The organism is Pedobacter jeongneungensis (assembly GCF_039538295.1).
In the GTDB taxonomy this organism is placed as follows: domain Bacteria; phylum Bacteroidota; class Bacteroidia; order Sphingobacteriales; family Sphingobacteriaceae; genus Pedobacter; species Pedobacter jeongneungensis.
Map to the genome: position 1 here is coordinate 320,247 of NZ_BAABBY010000001.1, position 20,008 is coordinate 340,254.

The 20,008-nt window shown below is 39.7% G+C and carries 17 protein-coding genes; 10 read left to right on the forward strand and 7 right to left on the reverse strand.

Translation table 11 applies throughout. The features are described from left to right. Positions 1-27: 27 nt before the first annotated feature. The 5 genes from ABD769_RS01385 to ABD769_RS01405 all read left to right on the forward strand — a co-directional run bounded on the left by ABD769_RS01385 (position 28) and on the right by ABD769_RS01405 (position 4,801). Complete coding sequence (locus tag ABD769_RS01385) at positions 28-657, forward strand: class I SAM-dependent methyltransferase (RefSeq protein ID WP_344848717.1); 630 nt, start codon at positions 28-30, stop codon at positions 655-657. Positions 658-780: 123 nt separating this feature from the next. Further along, positions 781-1,299, forward strand: coding sequence for a DUF2911 domain-containing protein (locus ABD769_RS01390; protein WP_187593356.1), 519 nt, complete (start codon positions 781-783; stop codon positions 1,297-1,299). A gap of 581 nt (positions 1,300-1,880) precedes the next feature. After that, positions 1,881-3,965 (forward strand): glycoside hydrolase domain-containing protein, encoded by a 2,085-nt coding sequence (locus ABD769_RS01395; protein WP_344848721.1) that lies wholly within the window; start codon positions 1,881-1,883, stop codon positions 3,963-3,965. 72 nt (positions 3,966-4,037) lie between these two features. After that, on the forward strand, positions 4,038-4,229 hold the full coding sequence (locus ABD769_RS01400) for a hypothetical protein (protein ID WP_138820422.1): 192 nt from the start codon (positions 4,038-4,040) through the stop codon (positions 4,227-4,229). Between the two features lie 113 nt (positions 4,230-4,342). Beyond that, positions 4,343-4,801, forward strand: a complete 459-nt coding sequence (locus ABD769_RS01405; RefSeq protein ID WP_344848724.1) for an NUDIX hydrolase — start codon at positions 4,343-4,345, stop codon at positions 4,799-4,801. Here ABD769_RS01405 and ABD769_RS01410 read toward each other — a convergent pair. Next, positions 4,790-5,893 (reverse strand): DNA alkylation repair protein, encoded by a 1,104-nt coding sequence (locus ABD769_RS01410; protein ID WP_344848725.1) that lies wholly within the window; start codon positions 5,891-5,893, stop codon positions 4,790-4,792. The two genes, ABD769_RS01405 and ABD769_RS01410, sit on opposite strands and share 12 nt — an antisense overlap. Positions 5,894-6,013: 120 nt before the next feature. On the opposite strand from ABD769_RS01410, the gene ABD769_RS01415 reads away from it, so the two are divergent. After that, positions 6,014-6,868: an NAD(P)-dependent oxidoreductase gene (locus ABD769_RS01415; protein ID WP_344848727.1), complete on the forward strand. Its 855-nt coding sequence runs from the start codon at positions 6,014-6,016 to the stop codon at positions 6,866-6,868. A gap of 140 nt (positions 6,869-7,008) precedes the next feature. Here the strand turns inward: ABD769_RS01415 and ABD769_RS01420 are convergent, their stop codons facing one another. Genes ABD769_RS01420 through ABD769_RS01430 form a run of 3 tightly spaced genes read right to left on the reverse strand, consistent with a single transcriptional unit; the run spans position 7,009 to position 8,916 of the window. Then, positions 7,009-7,410, reverse strand: coding sequence for a DUF1634 domain-containing protein (locus ABD769_RS01420; RefSeq protein ID WP_344848729.1), 402 nt, complete (start codon positions 7,408-7,410; stop codon positions 7,009-7,011). An 11-nt stretch (positions 7,411-7,421) separates the two neighbouring features. Next, on the reverse strand, positions 7,422-8,255 hold the full coding sequence (locus ABD769_RS01425; protein ID WP_344848731.1) for a sulfite exporter TauE/SafE family protein: 834 nt from the start codon (positions 8,253-8,255) through the stop codon (positions 7,422-7,424). Between the two features lie 10 nt (positions 8,256-8,265). Then, positions 8,266-8,916, reverse strand: a complete 651-nt coding sequence (locus ABD769_RS01430) for a FadR/GntR family transcriptional regulator (protein WP_344848733.1) — start codon at positions 8,914-8,916, stop codon at positions 8,266-8,268. A 253-nt stretch (positions 8,917-9,169) separates the two neighbouring features. On the opposite strand from ABD769_RS01430, the gene ABD769_RS01435 reads away from it, so the two are divergent. After that, positions 9,170-11,410, forward strand: a complete 2,241-nt coding sequence (locus ABD769_RS01435; protein ID WP_344848735.1) for an alpha/beta hydrolase — start codon at positions 9,170-9,172, stop codon at positions 11,408-11,410. 21 nt (positions 11,411-11,431) lie between these two features. Here the strand turns inward: ABD769_RS01435 and ABD769_RS01440 are convergent, their stop codons facing one another. The 3 genes from ABD769_RS01440 to ABD769_RS01450 form a co-directional block, all read right to left on the reverse strand. After that, positions 11,432-12,091, reverse strand: a complete 660-nt coding sequence (locus ABD769_RS01440) for a cyclic nucleotide-binding domain-containing protein (RefSeq protein ID WP_344848737.1) — start codon at positions 12,089-12,091, stop codon at positions 11,432-11,434. Positions 12,092-12,380: 289 nt separating this feature from the next. Beyond that, complete coding sequence (locus ABD769_RS01445; protein WP_344848739.1) at positions 12,381-13,442, reverse strand: response regulator; 1,062 nt, start codon at positions 13,440-13,442, stop codon at positions 12,381-12,383. Between the two features lie 693 nt (positions 13,443-14,135). After that, positions 14,136-14,816, reverse strand: coding sequence for a hypothetical protein (locus ABD769_RS01450; RefSeq protein ID WP_344848741.1), 681 nt, complete (start codon positions 14,814-14,816; stop codon positions 14,136-14,138). Positions 14,817-15,146: 330 nt separating this feature from the next. Between ABD769_RS01450 and ABD769_RS01455 the strand changes: the two genes are divergently transcribed. From ABD769_RS01455 to ABD769_RS01465, 3 genes are read left to right on the forward strand one after another with little or no spacing between them, the layout of a single operon-like run. Beyond that, positions 15,147-15,536, forward strand: a complete 390-nt coding sequence (locus ABD769_RS01455; protein ID WP_344848743.1) for a BlaI/MecI/CopY family transcriptional regulator — start codon at positions 15,147-15,149, stop codon at positions 15,534-15,536. Between the two features lie 32 nt (positions 15,537-15,568). Beyond that, positions 15,569-17,512, forward strand: a complete 1,944-nt coding sequence (locus tag ABD769_RS01460) for a M56 family metallopeptidase (RefSeq protein WP_344848745.1) — start codon at positions 15,569-15,571, stop codon at positions 17,510-17,512. 31 nt (positions 17,513-17,543) lie between these two features. Beyond that, positions 17,544-19,991 carry a TonB-dependent receptor gene (locus ABD769_RS01465; protein ID WP_344848747.1) on the forward strand — a complete coding sequence of 816 codons (2,448 nt, stop codon included), beginning with the start codon at positions 17,544-17,546 and terminating at the stop codon, positions 19,989-19,991. The last annotated feature ends 17 nt before the right edge of the window (positions 19,992-20,008 follow it).

Below are 20,008 nucleotides of genomic sequence, written 5' to 3' on the forward strand. Positions count from 1 at the left end.
TTTATTTTAACCAATTAAAATAAATTAATGAATATGAACAATGCCTGGGTTGACCGGTGGAACGACCGTTACAGTACCGATGAGTTTGCTTATGGCGAACAGCCGAACAATTATTTAAAAGAACAATTAAAAAAACTCAATCCCGGTAAAATACTTTTTCCTGCCGAAGGTGAAGGCCGTAATGCTGTTTTTGCAGCCAAACAGGATTGGGAGGTTTCTGCCTTTGATATCAGCACTGAAGGTAAAAACAAAGCCCTCCGGCTGGCAGAAAATAATCGGGTAAGCATCGATTATCAGATTGGCGAATTACAAGACTTAAATTATAAAGAAGAACAATTTGATGCCATTGCCTTGATATATGCACACTTCCCGGCCGCAATTAAATCTGCTTATCATAAATTACTCAGTGCTTATTTACGGAAGGGCGGCATCGTAATTTTCGAAGCCTTTAGTAAAAATCACCTCGATTACCTCGCCAGGAACGAAAGTGTTGGCGGACCGAAAGAAATCGACATGCTGTTTTCTGTTGAGGAAATAAAATTAGATTTCCCTGATTACGAAATTATTATTTTAGAAGAAAAGGAAATTAAACTGAATGAAGGTTTGTTCCATAACGGGCAAGGTTCGGTAATCAGGTTTGTAGGTCAGAAAAAATAAAAAATCTACTTTGAAATAATAAAGCGTTTCTAACGTTTTTAGACACTGGGATTATAGTTTTATTCAACCTAAAGCCATAAATTCGTAAAATCAAAAACAACAAAAACAGATAAATATAATTCTATGAAAACGATGATTAAATCAATCGCGTTGCTATTTACAGCAATTACCGTTTCTGTAAGTGCAATGGCTCAAGATGCTCAGCCAAAACCAAGTCCTGCGGCTACCGCAACCGGAAAAGTGAAAGGCGCAACCATCACCATCAACTACAGCAGTCCTGCAGTAAAAGGACGTAAAATCTGGGGCGGCCTGGAAGCTTTCGATAAAGTATGGCGTGCCGGTGCAAACGAGGCAACTACTTTCGAAACTGATAAAGATATTGTGGTAGAAGGTAAGCCTTTAGCAGCCGGAAAATACAGTTTCTTCTTAATCCCTAAAGAAAGCGGAACCTGGACAGCAATTTTTAACAAAGAACCTAAGCAATGGGGCGCCTATAAATACGAAGAAGCAAAAGATGCTTTACGCGTAGAAGTGAAAACCAAAGCATTAAAAGCTACACAAGAGCGCTTGGTTTATAAAATTACCAAAAGCGGTTTCTCTTTGGATTGGGATAAAATCTCAGTTCCGGTTACCATTAAATAATAAAGAAATAAATTTATTTAGAGCCGTTGCGATGTAAAATCGGGACGGCTTTTTTATGCCATGATTACCATTTATGAATCGTCATTTCGAGCAGAGTGCAAGGCAGTCGAGAAATCTATTACAGATTTCTCCATTTCGCTACGCTTCAGTCGAAATGACGAATCCTTTTAATCCTATCGGTTGGTGTCTCACCGACCGAAATAGAATTAAATTTGGAAATGAGTGGCTTATGGTTCTTGGCGGCTTTCAATCCCGCTTTCCATTCCAAGTCCGCACTCGTACCTCGTTTACGGGCTTTCCATTGCAATTGGGTTTAGGAACAAGGGTTTGTGCACCCTGCGCCCCAACAAATTAAATGCTGCCTCACCAAATAGCCCGGTTGAAGCGTTATCCTGTAGCAACGAGGTACGAGGCAGCGAAGCGTAAAACGATAAGAACCTTGTTATTGTATGCAAACCTTGTGCTCCATAGTGAAAATCACATTATTAAAGCCTTGTCCCCCCTTTTGTAAAGAACCTAACACATAATATCTACTTCACATTAAAACATTATTTTAGGCCGAATTACAAACAAACCCCATAATGAAGTTTTCCATTAAATTACTGGCCTTACTGCCGCTTCTTACGTTAAACGTTTTAGCACAACAAAAAACGCAGAATTTTTCTGTTAAAACTGCAAAACCTGTAGATCAGGTAAATGTTTTTTTAGGCTCTTCTGCCGATCATGGACAGATGTCGCCGGCCGCTTCGGCACCATTTAGTATGTTAAGCATCGGTCCGCAAACTTATCCTAAAACACATACCGGCTACGAGTACCTGGCGAAGAAATTCGAAGGTTTTACCCACAACCGTTTCGAAGGCGTAGGCTGTCAGGGATCGGGCGGAAATATTTTTATCAAACCTTTTTTAGGTACCGATCCGGTACAATCCGAATTAATTAAAGCCTCAGAAAAAGCAAGTCCCGGATATTACGAAGTAGGTTTCGAAAATAAAATTAAAGCAAGTTTTACCGTTTTAGGCAAAGCCGGAAAACATGCCTATCAGTTTCCAAAAGGAGACAAAGGCTTTTACCTTGATTTAGGATATGCTTTTAACGGTGCTTTTGTAGCCGAATCGCATAATGTTAACGGAAATGCAGTTAGTGGCTGGATCACTTCAAAAACAACCTGCGGTGCCGGTAAATATAAAATATTCTACTATCTCGAAATTGCCGATAATGTATCTTGGAAAGTGGTTGATGAGCATAAATTAATTGCAACGCTAAAAGGCGATTTAACTTCAACAGGAATCAATATCGCGCTATCTTCGGTAAGTGTTGAGGCGGCCAAAGCTGCTATCAATAAAAATTCCTTTAATACGGTAAAAGAGCAGAGCAAAGCCGATTGGAATACCAATCTTTCTAAAATTGCGGTAAATGGCGATTTGGAAAGCGCAAAATTGTTCTACTCGCTTTTGTACCGTACCATGCAATCGCCTTATGTGATCTCGGAAACGGACGGACAATACCGTAATACCAAAGGAGAAATTCAAAAAGATAAGGAGATCCGATACAATGGCTGGGCCATTTGGGACAATTACCGTACGCAATTGCCATTGCTTTCGCTGATCGAACAAGACCGATATGCTGGCATGATTACCTCAATCGCTGATCTCTATAACTCAGGCAAAAAAGATTACGCCGGGCAAAATGAGCCTTCAAATACCGTCCGTTCTGAGCATGCCATAGTTGTATTGTTAGATGCTTACCGGAAAGGTTATCCGGTGGATTTTAATAAAATTGCCGATTCATTGGTTAAAGAAGTGAATGGACTCGATTATAAATCGCCGGATAAAGCGCTGGAATCAAGCTATGATAATTGGGCTCTGGCTGAAATTTTTAAGATTTTAAAAAATAAAGAGAAATCAGATTTTTATCTGAATAAGGCCCTGGAATACAAAAAATACTGGAATAAGGATTTTAAAGATCTGATCAAAAATGATGTAGACCGTATGCAAGCCCGCGGTTTATATCAGGGAACCATCTGGCAATACAGGTGGTTTGTACCTTATGATTTTAAAGGATTGATCGAGCTGGATGGCGGAGAAGAATCGTATCTCGCCAAACTGGATGAATTTTTCACCCGTGATCTGTATAACCACGCCAATGAACCCGATTTACAGGTGCCCCTAATGTATAACGTATCCAAATCGGGTTATAAATCGCAGTATTGGATGCATCAGTTGGCTGCTGATACGGTGATCCAGAACTATTTTAATGATAACAGTCGCGGAATTGGCAGTTATATTGGTAAAATCTATAGAAACCAGCCCCATGCTTATCTGCGGACTATGGATGACGATGCCGGTGCGATGAGTGCCTGGTATGTATTTGCTGCCAGCGGATTTTCACCCGCCTGTGTAGGCTGGCCGGTGTATTACCTAAATGTGCCCTTATTTCCATCGTTAACCTACAATTTGCCAAAAGGTAAAACTTTTACCATCGAAACGGAGAACTTTAGCCTTAAAAACAAATATATCAAAGCCGTTTTCCTCAACGGAAAGCCTTTTAAGAAGAATTATATTACCCAGGAGGAAATCAATAGCGGAGGAGTACTAAAGATTGTTGCTTCGGCTGTTCCGGTCAAAATTTCGGATACGGAGAACTGGATTTCGAGCCTCGAAAAATAATTTTAGAAAAATTATCTTAAAATGGCAAACTTATTTTTAAAAAACATGTTGTTCTAGTATAAATTCAAGATCATGGCACCTTTAAAATTAAGCGAAGAACAAAATGCAACACTAGGCAACAAAAACACCTTAGAACAAGTTAACGAACAACCTTTAGAACTTCATCCCGAAGCCTATAAAGTAAAAGGCCCGTCACCTGATAAGATGAAGACGGTATCGTCATCATTAAGGAACTATGCCCACGGTTTGTACGGATTGTTGTAAAAACGCCTCCAAAAAAAATCTTATTATACCAAAGTATATCAAAGCAGTTAAAATAATTTTAGCTGCTTTTTTTTAATAAGTCAAATTTTTAAAACCTGACTTTTTCAATCCCTATGAAACAAAGCGCCGGAATCCTTCTATACAAAAAAACAGATCAACACATCGAATTTTTTCTCGTGCATCCGGGCGGACCTTTTTTTGCTAAAAAAGACCTTGGTTTCTGGACTATTCCGAAAGGAGAACTGAATGAAAATGAAGCGCCTTTAGCTGCGGCTATCCGTGAATTTGCTGAAGAAACGGGTAAAAACTTATCGGGCGATTTTATCGAATTATCACCGGTTGTTCAAAAAGGAGGAAAGAAAGTTTTGTGCTGGGCGATAGCAGGTGATATCGATGCTGAAAGCATTGTGAGTAATGCCTTCGAAATAGAATGGCCACCCCGCTCTGGTAAAAAACAAAGTTTTGCCGAGGTTGATAAAGCCGCATGGTTTACATACAACGAAGCGGTTAAGCACATTAACGAAAGGCAAATTGCCCTGCTCGATGAAGTGATTGAGAAATTAGGCGGTTAATTCGAAGTGTGAAATTTCTTTTTCTGCCCCATTGATAATCATCGAAAGCTGATGATTGCCCACATGGAATTTTCTTGTGGTAATTAGTACAAATTTTTGTTTGCGAATAACGTTAATACTTGCTCCGCCAGGATAAACACGCTCCGAAATTTTATACACTTTTTTAGTATTCTGCCCATTTTGCTTTTTATAATAAATGGCATATTCCAACCGTACTTTTTGTTCGGTAGGATTTTCATTGGCGATGGAAAAAGAAAACTCTAAACTTTCGCCGATTTTAACCTCAGGCGTAAGGATTTTAAAATCACTTAACAAAATGCCTTTATCATCTAAACCATAATGTTTAAGAATGTCGGCATGGCCCTGTTTAAGCAATGTCCGGCTGCCATGTTTAATAATCGCATCGGTATCACTCCCTAAACCCGACCAGTTTTTGGCAATATCCAGCACCACCTGCGGATGATCTTTTGCAATATCGTTTAAACTGTTGGCTACGCTCCGCCTTACATATTCAGACGGATCGGTTTTCAGGTTTTCGAGTATGGGTAAAATTGAGGTTGGATCTTTTTTTAGAAAAGGAATGCCCATTGCCCAGGGTAAACGTGGCCTGCTGCCTTCGCTGGCCAATCTCCTTACTTTGTGGCTTTCGTGTAACGACCATTGCTGCATCCTTGAGATCATTTGATTTTCGTACTTTAAAATAAAAGGACGCACCGCAAATTCGCAGCTCACAAACTGGGTAATAAATTCAAGTGCCTCAACTGAGTTTTCAAAATCGTTTATCCCATAAGTTTCGATATAATCTGGCAAAAACATATACGCTAAACCGTCCTCACCAATGCCCTGAATCCTCAATTGTGCGATTGTTTTTTTAATCAGCTCTATTGTTTGCGGATAGTTTTCAGGTAAGAAACCGTTCAAAACTTTTGAGGTGTGTTTCATCCGCTCTTTTAGTTCTTTAGACGCAAAATCAGGAGTGAAGATCTTGTTGATAAATTTTTCTTTGTCGAAATCCGGGATGGCAGCCGCTAAGGCACTGGTTAATCGGTCATAGAAAGCAGGAGAATATAAATCTTTAAGCGGACTGGCCATAAACTGTAAATCTTGATCTCAAAGTTAAGTTTTCTTTTGCCTGTTCAACATCATTTTTACCAATTATTGAGCGATTTCAGCTTTTTCTTTGTCACATTTGTTTATCATAAAAACAACGAAATGAGCACAACAAAAATAGGTTGGATTGGCCTGGGCAACATGGGAATTCCAATGGCCGGACAATTAATAAAAGCAGGTTATCAAGTTACTGTTTATAACAGAAGCAAAGATAAGGAAACTGCTTTAAAAGAAATTGGTGCAATGGTTGCCGAAACGCCTGAAAATCTGGTTAGCCAAAACGATGTACTGGTATTAATGGTATCTGATGATGCGGCAATTGAACAGATTTTTAACGGAGCAAACGGACTTTTCAGCACCGATGTTTCAGGTAAAGTCATTATCAATATGAGTACCGTTTCTCCTGCTATTTCAAAAGAAATGGCTACGTTAAGTAAAGAGAAAGGCGCGCAATATTTAGATGCGCCGGTTTCAGGAAGTGTAAAGCAGGCCGAAACCGGGCAATTGGTGATTATGGTTGGCGGTGATGAAACTGCTTTTGAACAGGTTAAACCAATCCTCGAAAAAATGGGTAAAATGGCCGTACGTTTGGGCGATACCGGATCTGGTAATGTGGCAAAACTGGCAATAAATTCTTTACTGGCATTGTACACTCAGGGCCTGGCTGAAACGGTGATATTTGCCAACCAACAAGGCATTGAAACCGAGGCCCTGCTTAATCTGATCAATAATGGGGCTATTGCCAATGTTTTTACCAAAATTAAAGGCGATGCCATTGTAGCAGATAATTATAAACCTGCATTTGCCCTTAAACATATTGTAAAAGATTTAAATCTGGCAAAAAATATTGGCCTTGGTTCTCCTTTGGCCAAAACCGCATTAAATACTTTTGAAGCAGCAACTGCAAAGTATGGAGAAGAAGATTTAATTGCAGTAATTAAACAGGTAAAAGGATAGAAAGTTCCCTCTTCAAAATACCGTCATTTCGAGCGGAGCGCAACGGAGTGGAAATCTATCTCGAGATAGATCTCTCTCTTCCGAATATTCGGGACTGCGTTTCGGTCGAGATGACGATTCCTTTTTTATTGCAATACCTCTTAAACTTTCAATCCTCCAAATGTGCTTCCTAAAATAATAGCCAGTACTATTAAGGTAATTACTACATAAAGTTTATCCTTTTCGAGTATAAATGCAAACAGTGAGAATACAATCCGCATAATCGGGGTGATAATTAAAAGCAAAACCCCGAACTGGATAATGGCCATGGGTTTAAATGTAAAAAGCCCCATAAAAATGCCATCGAAAGTAATAAAATCACTTTCTTTTCCTTTAAAAATGTGATAATCAGGACGACCTTGTGCGCCACTTTGCACTAAAAAAAGTATGCCACCCAATAAAACCACCAAACTTGCAGCGATTACGCCGAACCTTAGTAATTTGCCTACAATCTTTTCAACATCGCGGTCTTGTATTAAGTGTGTTGAGATGATATTTTTCATTTGTATTTAATTTAAAATTTGTGATGATAACCGTTGTAAATCATTTCCAGGGCAACAAATGTGATGGCAACGCAAAAGATAATTCTCAAGGTTGCAGGATTAATTCTGGTTAATAATTTAGCTCCTGTAAAAGCGCCGCCCAATACGCCCAGCACTACCGGAAAAGCAATGCCCGGATCCATATAACCCCGTTGCAGATATACTACAGCACTGGCAGCCGCAGTAACTCCGATCATAAAGTTACTGGTAGTTGTACTTACTTTAAATGGTATTTTCATGGCTGTATCCATCGCCAATACTTTAAGTGCTCCTGAGCCTATACCCAGCAAGCCCGACATTACGCCTGCTACCGTCATAATCGAAAAGCCTGCCCCAACATTTTTAAGTTTATATTCAACGGTTCCCGTTTCTGTGGGATAGCTGCCGTTGAGTTTCAACAGGGCAGAAAGTGTACTTCCTTCGGTTAAAGCTTCCTGGTTCTTTTTTCTTAAAGTCATGGCGGCAGAAAAGAGAAGCACTGCGCCAAAAAGAATGGCAATGGTATTGGTTGGGGTATATATCGCAAGTAAAGCGCCTATCACCGCCCCAACGGTAGTGGCAATTTCTAAAAACATCCCCAGCCTGATGTTGGTAATCCCTTCTTTAATGTAAGCACTTGCCGCACCTGATGAATTGGCAATAGACGCCAGCAGGGCAGCACCAATGGCATAGCGGATATCTACATGAAAAACGAGGGTAAGCAAAGGAATTACAACTACCCCTCCACCGAGTCCGGTTAGCGAGCCCACCAGGCCTGCAAGGTATGCCCCGAGTATTAAGATCAGGGTAAAAGTTAAAATTGACATGATTTTATATTTAATGGTTATTGTTTAATATGGTAGTGATGATTTTGAGCGCTGCATCAGCGTTCCTGTCATTTATAGCATCAAATAATGCCTGGTGCAAATGGTGGCTCATGGCAAAATGGGCAATACCTGAAGGTGCACGTTTGGCAAAAAAATCGCGGATAATTACGGTAAAACTTTCATAAAGATCACTTAATACACGGTTTCCTGAGGCGCGGGCAATAGCGAGGTGAAACTCAATATCGGCGTTTGTACAGGCTGTTTTCGATTCGTTTTCAATGGCCAGTTTTCGTTTTTCAAGCGCTTCGCTAATGGTTTTAATATCTGTATCATTTCGGTTTTGAGTTGCCAAACGCACAATTTCTTGTTCGAGCAAAGCCCTTACCTGATTAATTTCATCAAAATCAGAACTCCGTAAACGCTGCTCAATAGGTTCGGCGGGAACAGCATTAACCTTGGTTCCAAAACCTTGCTGAACGGTAAGGATTCCGGATAAGGTTAACAATTTGATAGCCTCTCTGATGGTAGAACGGCCAACCTGATACAATTCCATCAAGGCTGGTTCTGATGGGATTTTTTCCCCTGTTTTAAACTTGCCTTCCTTTATATCATTTCTGATTTTGATTGCTATTTGTTCAAAAAGCTTACTTTCCTGTTTCATGTTTTCTTAAATTACACTGCAAACATACGATGTTTTATTTAAACATCAGATGTTTAATGTCTTTTTTATATCATTTTTGTCATGAATAGAATTTGCAGGCTTCGTCTTGTTTTCCGGCATCTTGCTAACGCTATTTTGAATACTTGCTAATTTTACTTAATTTGTTTTTCGGTGCTTCATCCGGCACTCGTTAACAACTGGTTACTAACAAAACGATGTGTACCATCGTTCCTGATGTACATACTATTAAACTATGGCTATAATCAAGAAGATCAGATCCATCTTTAAACGCATTACCGACTTCCTTTCCCCGTCAGATCATTTACCTGGCACTGCCGGGAAATTGATCATTGCTTTTGTGGTTGTATTCCTGTCGGTAATGCACTTTTTATACCTTTACGACCATATTCCCCCTTTATATCTTATTGCTTATCTGTTATTTTACATTGCCTGTGGAATCGTTTTATCCATCCTATGCGTTTGGCTGCTAAAATTGCTCAAATGCATTCCTTCAACATATCAGGTTGCCATTGTATTTAGTTACCTGGCGGCTTTTTCTTTTTTTCATCTTCCCACCACCTATGGCTGGTTGTTAATCCTGCTGATCATTATATTACCGGTACTGGTGCTAACAGGGCTCTACCAATGGAAAAAGGGCAGTTTATTTCCTTTGAAGAGCCCGAAACGGATGCTCTGGTTCTTTATCCTGGTTATTTCTTCTGCGGCTTTCGTTGCCGGGCTAGTTATTTTATTCGGGCAGGGGAGCAAGCCGCAAGCGGTTGTTAATTATAAAATGAAGGGTAACCTGCCTGCAGTGCTCACGCTCCCTGATCCGTCAATAAAAGGGCCTTACAAACCATTTTTTCTCACTTATGGAAGTGGAAAAGATAAATGGCGGAGAGAATTTGGCGACCGTGTAAATATAAAAACAAGCAGCATTAATGGTTCGCGGTTGCTTACTTCCTGGACCGGCGTTTCGGGAAAACTGAGAACCATGTATTTTGGTTTCGATCAAAAATCTTTACCCATGAATGCATTGGTATGGTATCCCCGTGAAAAAAAGGGACCTTTACCTTTGGTCATGATCATCCACGGAAACCATGTAGGCCAGCAGGCTTCCGATCCGGGTTATACTTTTTTAGGAGAGTTGTTGGCCAGTCGCGGTTATATGGTGGTTTCGGTAGATGAAAATTTCTTAAACCTTTCAATAACCGATCTGGATGTATTTGGGGGCGGATTAAAAAACGAAAATGCTGCAAGAGCGTGGTTACTTTTGAAACATCTTGAACTTTTGCGCAATTGGAACAAAACACCTGGCAACACTTTTTATAAGCGGTTGGATATGGATAAAATTGCCATCATCGGGCATTCCAGAGGGGGAGAAGCCGTAACCCATGCTGCAGTATTTAATAAACTTGGCCATTACCCTGATGATGCCAGAGAGAAATTCAATTTTAATTTTAATATCGGTGCGGTTGTAGCCATTGCTCCGGTAGATGGTCAGTACAAGCCCGGGGGTACTTTAACAGTTGCGAAGGATATCAGTTTTTTTGTGATTCAGGGCGCACTTGATATGGATATGCAGACTTATGGAGGACTGGCTACATTGAAACGGATTCAGTTTTCGCCAGGTTTTAGTGGTTTTAAGGCAGGTCTTTACTTAAGTGCAGCCAATCATGGTCAGTTTAATTCGGTATGGGGGCGGAGAGATGATACGGGGCCTGGTATCAACAGGTTTAACTTAAAACAGCTGATGGAAGAGGAAGAGCAGCAAAAAATATTGTGCGTGTACATCAGCTCATTTCTGGAAACGACAATTAATGGTGAAGCGGGTTACAAACCCTTGTTTATGGATGCCAGGTTTGGAAGGAACTGGCTACCGAAAAAGATTTACATGAACCAGTTTGAACCGGCCGGCAAAACGGTACTGGCTGATTTTGATGAAGATGTAGATGTGAATTCGGCAACGGTGAATGGCGGACGGATTACGACCAGTGGCTTAAGGGAGTGGAAGGAACAACAGAATAAATTTTTGTGGGGAATGCACATTACAAAGGCTGTTTATTTAGGATGGGACAGTGTAAAACACCAGAATGGTTTTTTCTCGCTTAACCTTACTGCTCCGCTTTCTCTATCCGGAAAAATGTTGAGTTTTTCTCTCGCTGGCGGGAAGGAAAATACTGCCGGCCTTCTCAAACCGATTGATTTTACCATCGTACTGGAAGACAATAACAAACACAAGTTATCCTTTCCTTTGAGCAGTTGTAGCGTATTGCAGCCTCAAATCGCTAAAAACCTGAGTAAGTTTGCCCTGCTTAACGATTATCCAAATTCGGAAGCCGTACCTGATTTTTTCTATTTCGATATTGCCAGGCTCATGGGTAACCATACAGAATTTCAGATGAACAACCTTAAAGCCATAAAGTTTATTTTTAATAAAAGCAGGTCGGGAGATATTATTCTCGACGATCTTTCGCTAATCAATAAACCATAAAATCTTTATAATAAATTCATTTTAATCGAGATAGCTTTCTGTAAATCTTTGTGGCGATTGGTTATTGAGCAGGCTTTCTCCGTACAAGCTATCTAACTGCAAATTCTGTTCTGATCTTAAAGTAGAATCCGGATCAAGGTAAGAGATCAAGAGATCCGGAGGGATCCGGTTGTACAGGTCCGGATAAATACGCCTGAATAAGCAAGTCCTGTTTTCGATATTTTGCAACCTGAATAAAATGTTTCTGTTGTTAACGTCAGTGATTGCGTGATACAGAAAATAAAAGTGAAATAAAGAATCGAGCACGGGGTACCATGCACAGCCTTCCTCAAATTCGCAGTGATCTATAATAAATAAGGTTGAGCGCTCTATTGCCAGCACGTTAAAAGTATGACTGGTATAGCTAAAATCGTCACAGATATAGGTGCTGCCTGCGCTTCCCAGCCATATATTAGCCTGTTCCTGGTTTTCATCAGTAACATATCCGTTTACCAATCCTTCAGCCACGTATATAATTTTGCCATTTGCAGCCTGGTTATTGGGTTCAAAAAGTGTTTCTCCCTGATCTATATTTCGGAAAGTCGTATGCCTGTATAAAAACCTTATGGCCGCTCTATCTTTCTTCCTGTCTAACAATGAAAGAAATACCTTTAAAAAATATTTAGTGTAGCCTAGTTCCATGTTGTTTAATTGAGTTGAGTAACATATTTCATTTGTTTTGGTGTTGATAATACGGTATTCTTAAATCCCATACGCCATATTCCGGGCTGGCATTCATATTTAAAACGTTTTAGCTTAACATGGCTCCTGTTTAAATATTTATCCGGTCTGGTTAAAACCGGCAATTGCTAAATTCTATAACTCAGATCAATTTTCATCTGATCTTAATCAATGCGTACCTTGATCTTTCTCATCTGTAGCCTGAATTTAGTTTGTAGCCATTTAAAACTGATGTTATTAACAGGCAATATTAATTTTTCATCATCATTAAGGAATTGATGTCCAGTACAATAATATTATTGCCGTCCTTTTCAATAAGTCCTTCTTTTGTAAAATCGCCTAATACCCGGCTTAAAGTTTCGGTTGCAATGCCTACCAGGCAGGCCAGGTCATACCTTGGGAGTATAAATCTGCCATTTTCCGCATCATGGCCAAGTTTGGTTAGTCCTATAATCGCCTTGGCAATCCGCTTACGTACCGAATAATATGCAATATCCAGCAGCTTCTCGTCGCGTTCGCTTAAGGTTTGTGCAAGATCTTTAGCAAAAACGCTGAATATTTCCGGATAGTCGGTAATCAGGTGCTGCACCTCTGCAAATGGAATGGTTAGTATTTCGGTACTGTCAATGGCTTCGGCAATTTCTTTGTTTTCTGTGCCCAATAATGTTCCCTGTAATCCAAAATATTCGTGCGGACCATACACTCCGGTAATAAGTACATTGCCTGCGGCATCGGCTACATAAGTTTTAATTTTTCCCGATAAAATATAGTGGAGACCCAATGCACGTCTTTCTCCCCTGTAATAAAGCACCTGGTTTTTCTTAAACTTTCTGGGTAAACTTCCTTCAAACCTTGATCTCAGCCACGACATATCGTCTCTGCTGTTGTGTATATTTCTTAGCTGCGTATGCTGTTTCAAAAACAATTCGTGCTGCAGCCTTTTCTTTCTCAGCCTCACCTCCACCTGGTTAAGTAATTCCCCATCATCAAAAGGATCCATGAGGTAACCATCGGCACCGAGTTCCATTACCCTGCGGGCAAGATCATAATCTTTACTGGTTAATAACATAATAAAACTGATGCCTGCGGTTTCCATAAATTTGTTAACCACGCGTAGTACTCCAAATCCATCTATTTCTGACACATTTATTCCTGAAATAATCACATCTACAGGGTTTTTCCTGATGATGTCTATTGCCTGCTTGCCACTGTGTGTCGATTTTACGTTGTATTTACCGATTGTAAGTATTTCGGTGATTTTTATTCTTAAATCAAAATCCTCTAGTATAACCAAGATTTTAGATCCCTCCATTTAAATTTTATATTTAATCCTAAAGGCAATAAGTTCCTTTTAGATAAGTAAAAAAGGTATTAAACCTTATTTCCGGACCTTGTATTTCCATGATTAAAAGCTTCCTCACCGATATTAAATATGAATGACTAAAAAAGAGAAAAGACAATTGGTGGCAGTACGGGTTATGTTGAAAACTGAGTGCAACTTTTTTTGGTTAAACTCATCACTTACCGGATAAACCGGAACGGAATGGACGAGTACAGGTATATCATTGTTTAATAAACAGAGAATTTTCATTTATGGTTGTTTAATAAAACATCTTCCGGAACAGAACCACGCCAAACAGCACCGGCAGGGAAGAACGTATTGATTACACTGGAAATTATATTAGCTGACCTGTTAAAAAAACAGTACATTTTTTTAACATGAGGTTCTAAGAAAAGCATTTCTTTTAGGTTTTTATAGGGATTAATAGACAAATATCCAATAAAAATGAGCATAAATATGCATAAATCGATTGATAATTGTCAATTTAATTGTTGATTGTGATCAAAGAGGTAAAAATTAGTATTCTTGAATGTGGTATAACGGTGCGTTTAGCGTTATAAGTTCTGATTTTACCGCCTGATTAAACAAGTAAACGGGTGGTATGAAAAAAGCAAATTGTTTTAAATCTTCTGTATCTGATGTGTTGGCTGGTTATGACAATTTTTAATTCGTTTTAGGTAAAATGATGCTTCTATGCTGTGTGGGGGAATAATACAGGTTAAAGGAGGTGGTGCTGCCAACAAAAACTATAGGACTATTTACCATAACCGGATTTAGTTTTTCAACGGAATCAGTGTTTTTGGTACTGTTTAAACAATGCTGAATATCTTCATCTATCCGCAAAATTATAGTGAATGTCGTTAAAAGGCAGCAGCTTGCAAACAAATGGAAAGACAGGTAGCTAAACTGGAACATTCTGATGTGAAAAAGAACAATCCAGAGGCAAAGCAGCAGGCTGAGTGAAATACAGATAAATAGAAGCGAGATTTTAATTTCCTGAAAACTGATTAGTGCCAGTAAAAATGCGAAGGGCAACAGGCCGATTAAAAAAGCCGAATTTCTGGTACACCGTTCTGTAGCTGTATCAAAAATCCAGGAGTGAACAACAAAGGCTATCGTGATGATTAAAGGCAAAATGACGATAAACGTTGATTTTTCCAGATAGCTTAATCCCCTTTGCGAGAATGCCAGGTCGGCAAAATCGTAAAGGCTTAGGATTTCGATGTTAAAACTTGCAAAAAAATAATTTTCTCCAAAGCCGGTCAACAGCACAAGGAAAACGGTTGTCAATATCAGGTAACTGATAAATAAGGTTGAGATGTTGTTCGTTTTATCTGCCATCATAATTATAAATTAGGTTGTGCAGGGTAGGGGTAAACGGAAACAGGCGACATGGGATAGATTTTATATCCAAATTTGCTGAGCTGCTGTTACATCTCCTTTGATAAACATTAAGACGGTTGATGATTGTAATCAAAATCATTTTTTTGATACTGAAAGATTTGGCAAGAAACCCTTGCAGCTTAATCTTTTTCTGAATGGATTTTTCCAAAGCACAATATTAGTTTATGATGATGTAATTGTATTTTATTGTAAATCAATTGTTTAAATGATTTTTTCAAAAATAAGCATCCTAATATTTGCATCGTACGAAAAATATCGTACCTTTAGCATATGAAAAGTTTACAACCTGAAAATAACCTGCCCGAACCTACCAAAGCTGAACTGGAAATTCTCCAGGTATTATGGGAGTTTGGTCCGTCAACCGTTCGGTTTGTAAATGATAAGCTGAATGAACAAAGAGAGGTTAATTATACCTCAACTTTAAAGCAGATGCAGATCTTAGCTGAAAAAGGAATTTTAAAACGTGATGAGAGCCAAATGAAACACATTTATATTCCGGTAGAAGCAGAAGAAAAAACCAAAGTTCAGTTGTTAGACCGTTTCGTAAATACGTTGTACAAAGGCTCAGCGTCGCAGTTAATGATGCAGCTTTTAGGAAATGAGAAAACATCGAAAAAGGAAATCGAAGAGATTAAGCGGCTATTGGATAGCATGGACTAATTAATAACACCAGATTCTAAAGAACCACGATAATGGAATTCAAATTAATTAACCTTTTGCCTCAAAACTGGCTTCATGCCCTGGGCGCCACCCTGTTCCACTCGTTGTGGCTTGGTGTAATTTTAGCTTTGCTGGCCGGTTTGGTGATGTTTACCACCCGTAAGGCAAGCGCTACATGGCGTTATAACCTGCTCACGGGATGTTTAGGTTTGTTTGTAATCGCAATAGGTTTCACTTTTTATCAGGAACTCCAGGAACCGGTTTACGCCGCACAATCTCAGGCCGTTCATCAAACTGGAGTTAACCTGCCCAATGTTATTACAAATCAGCAGGCAGTTACAAACGTGCGCTATGATATGTATTCTGGTCTTAACAGAATCCTTTCCTTGTGGAATGCTTATGCTTATCAGATTGTATTGGTGTGGTTCCTGATCATCTGTGGAAAAAGTATCCAGTTAATGGTAGGTTTAAACGGTGTATATCACCTGCGTAAGCATAAAACCTATGCTGCCGGTAAAAAATGGGATGAAAAATTAAATGAACTGGCCCAAAAACTGGGTTTAAGTCAACACGTAAAGGTTATGCAATCGGGTATTGCACAGGTACCTATGGTGGTCGGCCATTTTAAGCCTTTAATCCTGATCCCCCTGGGTTTGCTCAACGGTTTGTCGAATGCAGAAGTAGAAGCCATTCTTTCTCATGAGCTGGCGCATATTAAACGTAAAGATTACCTGGTAAACCTGTTACAAAGTTTTATCGAAATCGTATTTTTCTTTAACCCGGCAGTACTTTGGGTATCGCAATTAATAAAAACAGAACGCGAGCATTGCTGCGATGATTTGGCCATCGCCTGTGTAAACGATCGCAAAAACTACGTTCAGGCCCTTATTGTGTGCCAGGAATTTAAGCAGCGTGCACCTGCTTATGCCATGGCCATAACCGGTAAGAAAGGTAGCCTGCTGCACAGGGCAAGCAGGATGTTATTCAACACCAATTCAACTTTAAACAAAATGGAAAAAACAATATTAACCATCGCCCTGGTATCGGTAGTGGTTTGTACTGCAGCCTTTAAAAGCATTGGCAGTGCAAAAACAGTTACCAAAAAAGAGATAAGCACTTCAATTGTAGCTTTACAGGATACCACCAGGAAAAATAAACCTGCCGAAAAAAAATCAGGAGATCAACTGGAAAAAGAGATCAACGCAAAAATGGACCGCCAGTTGAAACAGCTGGATGAACAACAAAAGCAACAGGAAACAAAAGAAGATTTAAAAGCCAGACAAGCAGATGAAAAAGCTATAAAGGATGATGCAAAAAAAGCAAGGGAAGATGCAAGGGTGAGGGAAGAAGATGCTAAAGCAAGAATTGAAGATGAAAAGCTTAAAAAGGAAGATGAGAGGTTGGTGAAAGAAGATACTAAATTAGCTGCTGAAGACGCAAAATGGGCTCAGGAAGATGCAAAATGGGCAAAAGAGGATGAGAAATGGGCCCAGGATAATAAAAACAGTAAAAGTCATCAGGTACCAAGACCACCTCGTCCGCCACGCCCGGCAAGTGCACCAAGAGCGCCTCGAGCACCAAAACCGCCTGTAGCCGTACCTGCTATGCCAGCTTTACCTGCCGTGCCGGCAACTCCACCTACTCCTCCAATACCTCCAACACCTCCGACTCCACCAACTCCACCAGTTTATAATGGAAAGACCAGCACAAAAACGGGTTCGCAGCGAACAGTTACTTCAAAAACGGTAACCAATGGCGACGGACATGATTATACCAGCGAAATTAATCAGGAACTGATGAAAGATGGTATTATTAACAGCACCAATAAACTCTCGTACAAACTTAATAAAGACGAGCTGATTGTAAACGGTGTAAAACAAAATGCTGATGTTCAGCAAAAATATAAAAAGAGGTTTTTAAAGAATGATGGCCACTCTTTGATGTACAATTTCCTGGTCGAAAACAATAAAAACTAAAATCTAAAAGCGCTAATCCAATCTCACCATCATGAAATTTAAAATCATGGCTTTTTTAGCCGTATGGATGAATATTGCCCTTACTTTTGCTCAAGCCCAACAATCTCCATCCCGAATTTATGGTCGTGTATTGGATGCCGAAGGAAAAAATATTGAATTTGCTACGGTAGCCTTGCTTAAAGATTCAGTATTGTTTAAAACCACCTTCACTGAGAAAGATGGACTGTTCAGTTTCGATAAACTGGCTTTTGGAAAATACCTGATTAAAATATCGGTGGTTGGTGCTCCGATTTATAAAACCGATACCCTGGTTTTAGACACCAGCCACCCTGTTATGGCTTTATCTGAAATCAAAATCAATACGGGCGCAACCAATTTAAAAGAAGTGAATGTTTCTGGGCAAAAGGCTTTTGTGGAGCGGAAGATCGACCGGACTGTGGTAAATGTTGATGCACTAATTTCTAACGCCGGAACAACGGCTTTGGATGTGCTGAGCAAATCGCCGGGGGTAAATGTAGATCAGAACGGGGTTATTTCGCTAAAAGGCAAAAACGGGGTGGCCATTTTTATTGATGATAAACCAACTTACCTGTCGGGTGCCGACCTCGATAATTATTTGCGCTCGCTGCCTTCTTCTTCGCTTGATCAGATCGAACTGATGACGAACCCGCCAGCCAAATATGATGCTGCAGGAAATGGTGGTGTGATTAACATTAAAACGATGAAAAGTAAAACTGCAGGGTTTAACGGGGGAATTAATCTGAGTTTAAATCAAGGTGAATTAACCCGATCAAACAATAGTTTTAATTTTAATTACCGTAAGGATAAAATCAATGTTTTTGGGAATTTAAGTTATAACCTGAACAACAGTTTTACTGATCTTGACCTGAACCGGAAATACAAGAATGATGATGGTAGTGCCAAATCCTACTTTAATCAGAACTCTTATTTCCGCAGGCACGGCAATACACTTAACCTGAAAACAGGACTTGATTATTATGTTTCAGATAATACCACCTGGGGTATAGTGCTTACAGGAATGAACCGGATTTCGAAACAGGTAAACAACAATACAAGTAACTTATCCAATGCATCGATGCAGCTCGATTCGGTAATCAGGGCCGAAAATATCGACCAGATTAAGTACCAGAATGCAGGCGTAAACTTAAATTACAGGCATAAGTTTAAACAGGCCGGCAGGGAGCTTACTTTTGATGCAGATTATTTGCTTTACCGCGACCAAACGGATCAGACGTATTTCAATTTCAGTTACCTGCCCGGCGGAACATTAAAATATCAGGATATATTAACGGGTAATCTGCCTTCTGATATTGATATTTACACGGCAAAAATGGATTATTCGCATCCGCTCGAAAACAAGTGGAAACTGGATGCGGGCGTTAAAACTGCTTATACCAAAACAGATAACATTGCCGGTTATTTTAATACTGCCGGAGGAAAAACCAGCGCCGATTACGAAAAGAGCAATCATTTTCTGTATGAAGAAAACATTAATGCGGCTTACCTGAACATGAGCAGGGAAGGAAAGAGGTTTTCGTTACAGGTAGGATTGAGGTATGAAAATACAGTGTCTAACGGGCATCAGCTGGGTAACCTGATTAAACCCGATTCGAGTTTTAAAAGAACCTACAATAGTTTGTTCCCAACCGTTTATTTCTCTTATAAACTGGATACCGCCGGCAATAACCAGTTGGGTTTAAACTATGGGCGAAGGATCGACCGCCCTTATTATCAGGATCTTAATCCGTTTTTTTCTCCCCTAGATAAATTTACTTACTATGTGGGGAATCCATTTTTAAAGCCATCGTTTACTCAAAGCATAGAATTGTCGCATACCTATAAAAATAAAATTACCACCACCTTAGGCTATGGCTGGGTGAGAGATGAGGTGAACGAGACCATAGAAATTGTAGATGGTACATATTACAGTCGCCCTGCCAATGTAGGTAAAACAACGGTGGCAAATGTTTCGGTAAATGCAGAAATCGATATCACGAAATGGATAAAACTGAATGCCTATGTTGAGTATGCCAGAATAGTTTCGAAAACAGATTTTTATACTGGTTTTCTCGAAACACGAGGAAGTTATTTAAGGGCTAATCCAAACCTGCAGTTTAAAATCAGTCCAACGTGGAATGCTGAAGTAAACATGCGTTATCAGAGTAAATTTTCGAATGTACAGTTTTTACTAAGCGAAGTACATGAGTTTGGCGCAGCAGTGCAGAAAAAACTTTCAGCAAAAAGTACGTTGAAATTAACGGCTAATGATATTTTCAGAACCCGGGTTTATAATGGCGTAATCAATAACCTGGCTGCTACCGAAGCAAACTGGGTAAACCGGCAGGATTCGAGATCGGTAATGGTGAGTTACAGTTACCGCTTTGGAAAGGCATTTTCTACACCGGCTAAACACGAATCTTCAGGAGCAGATGCAGAAAAAAACAGGGTAAAGAATTAGGAAGCTAGTCTGCCACT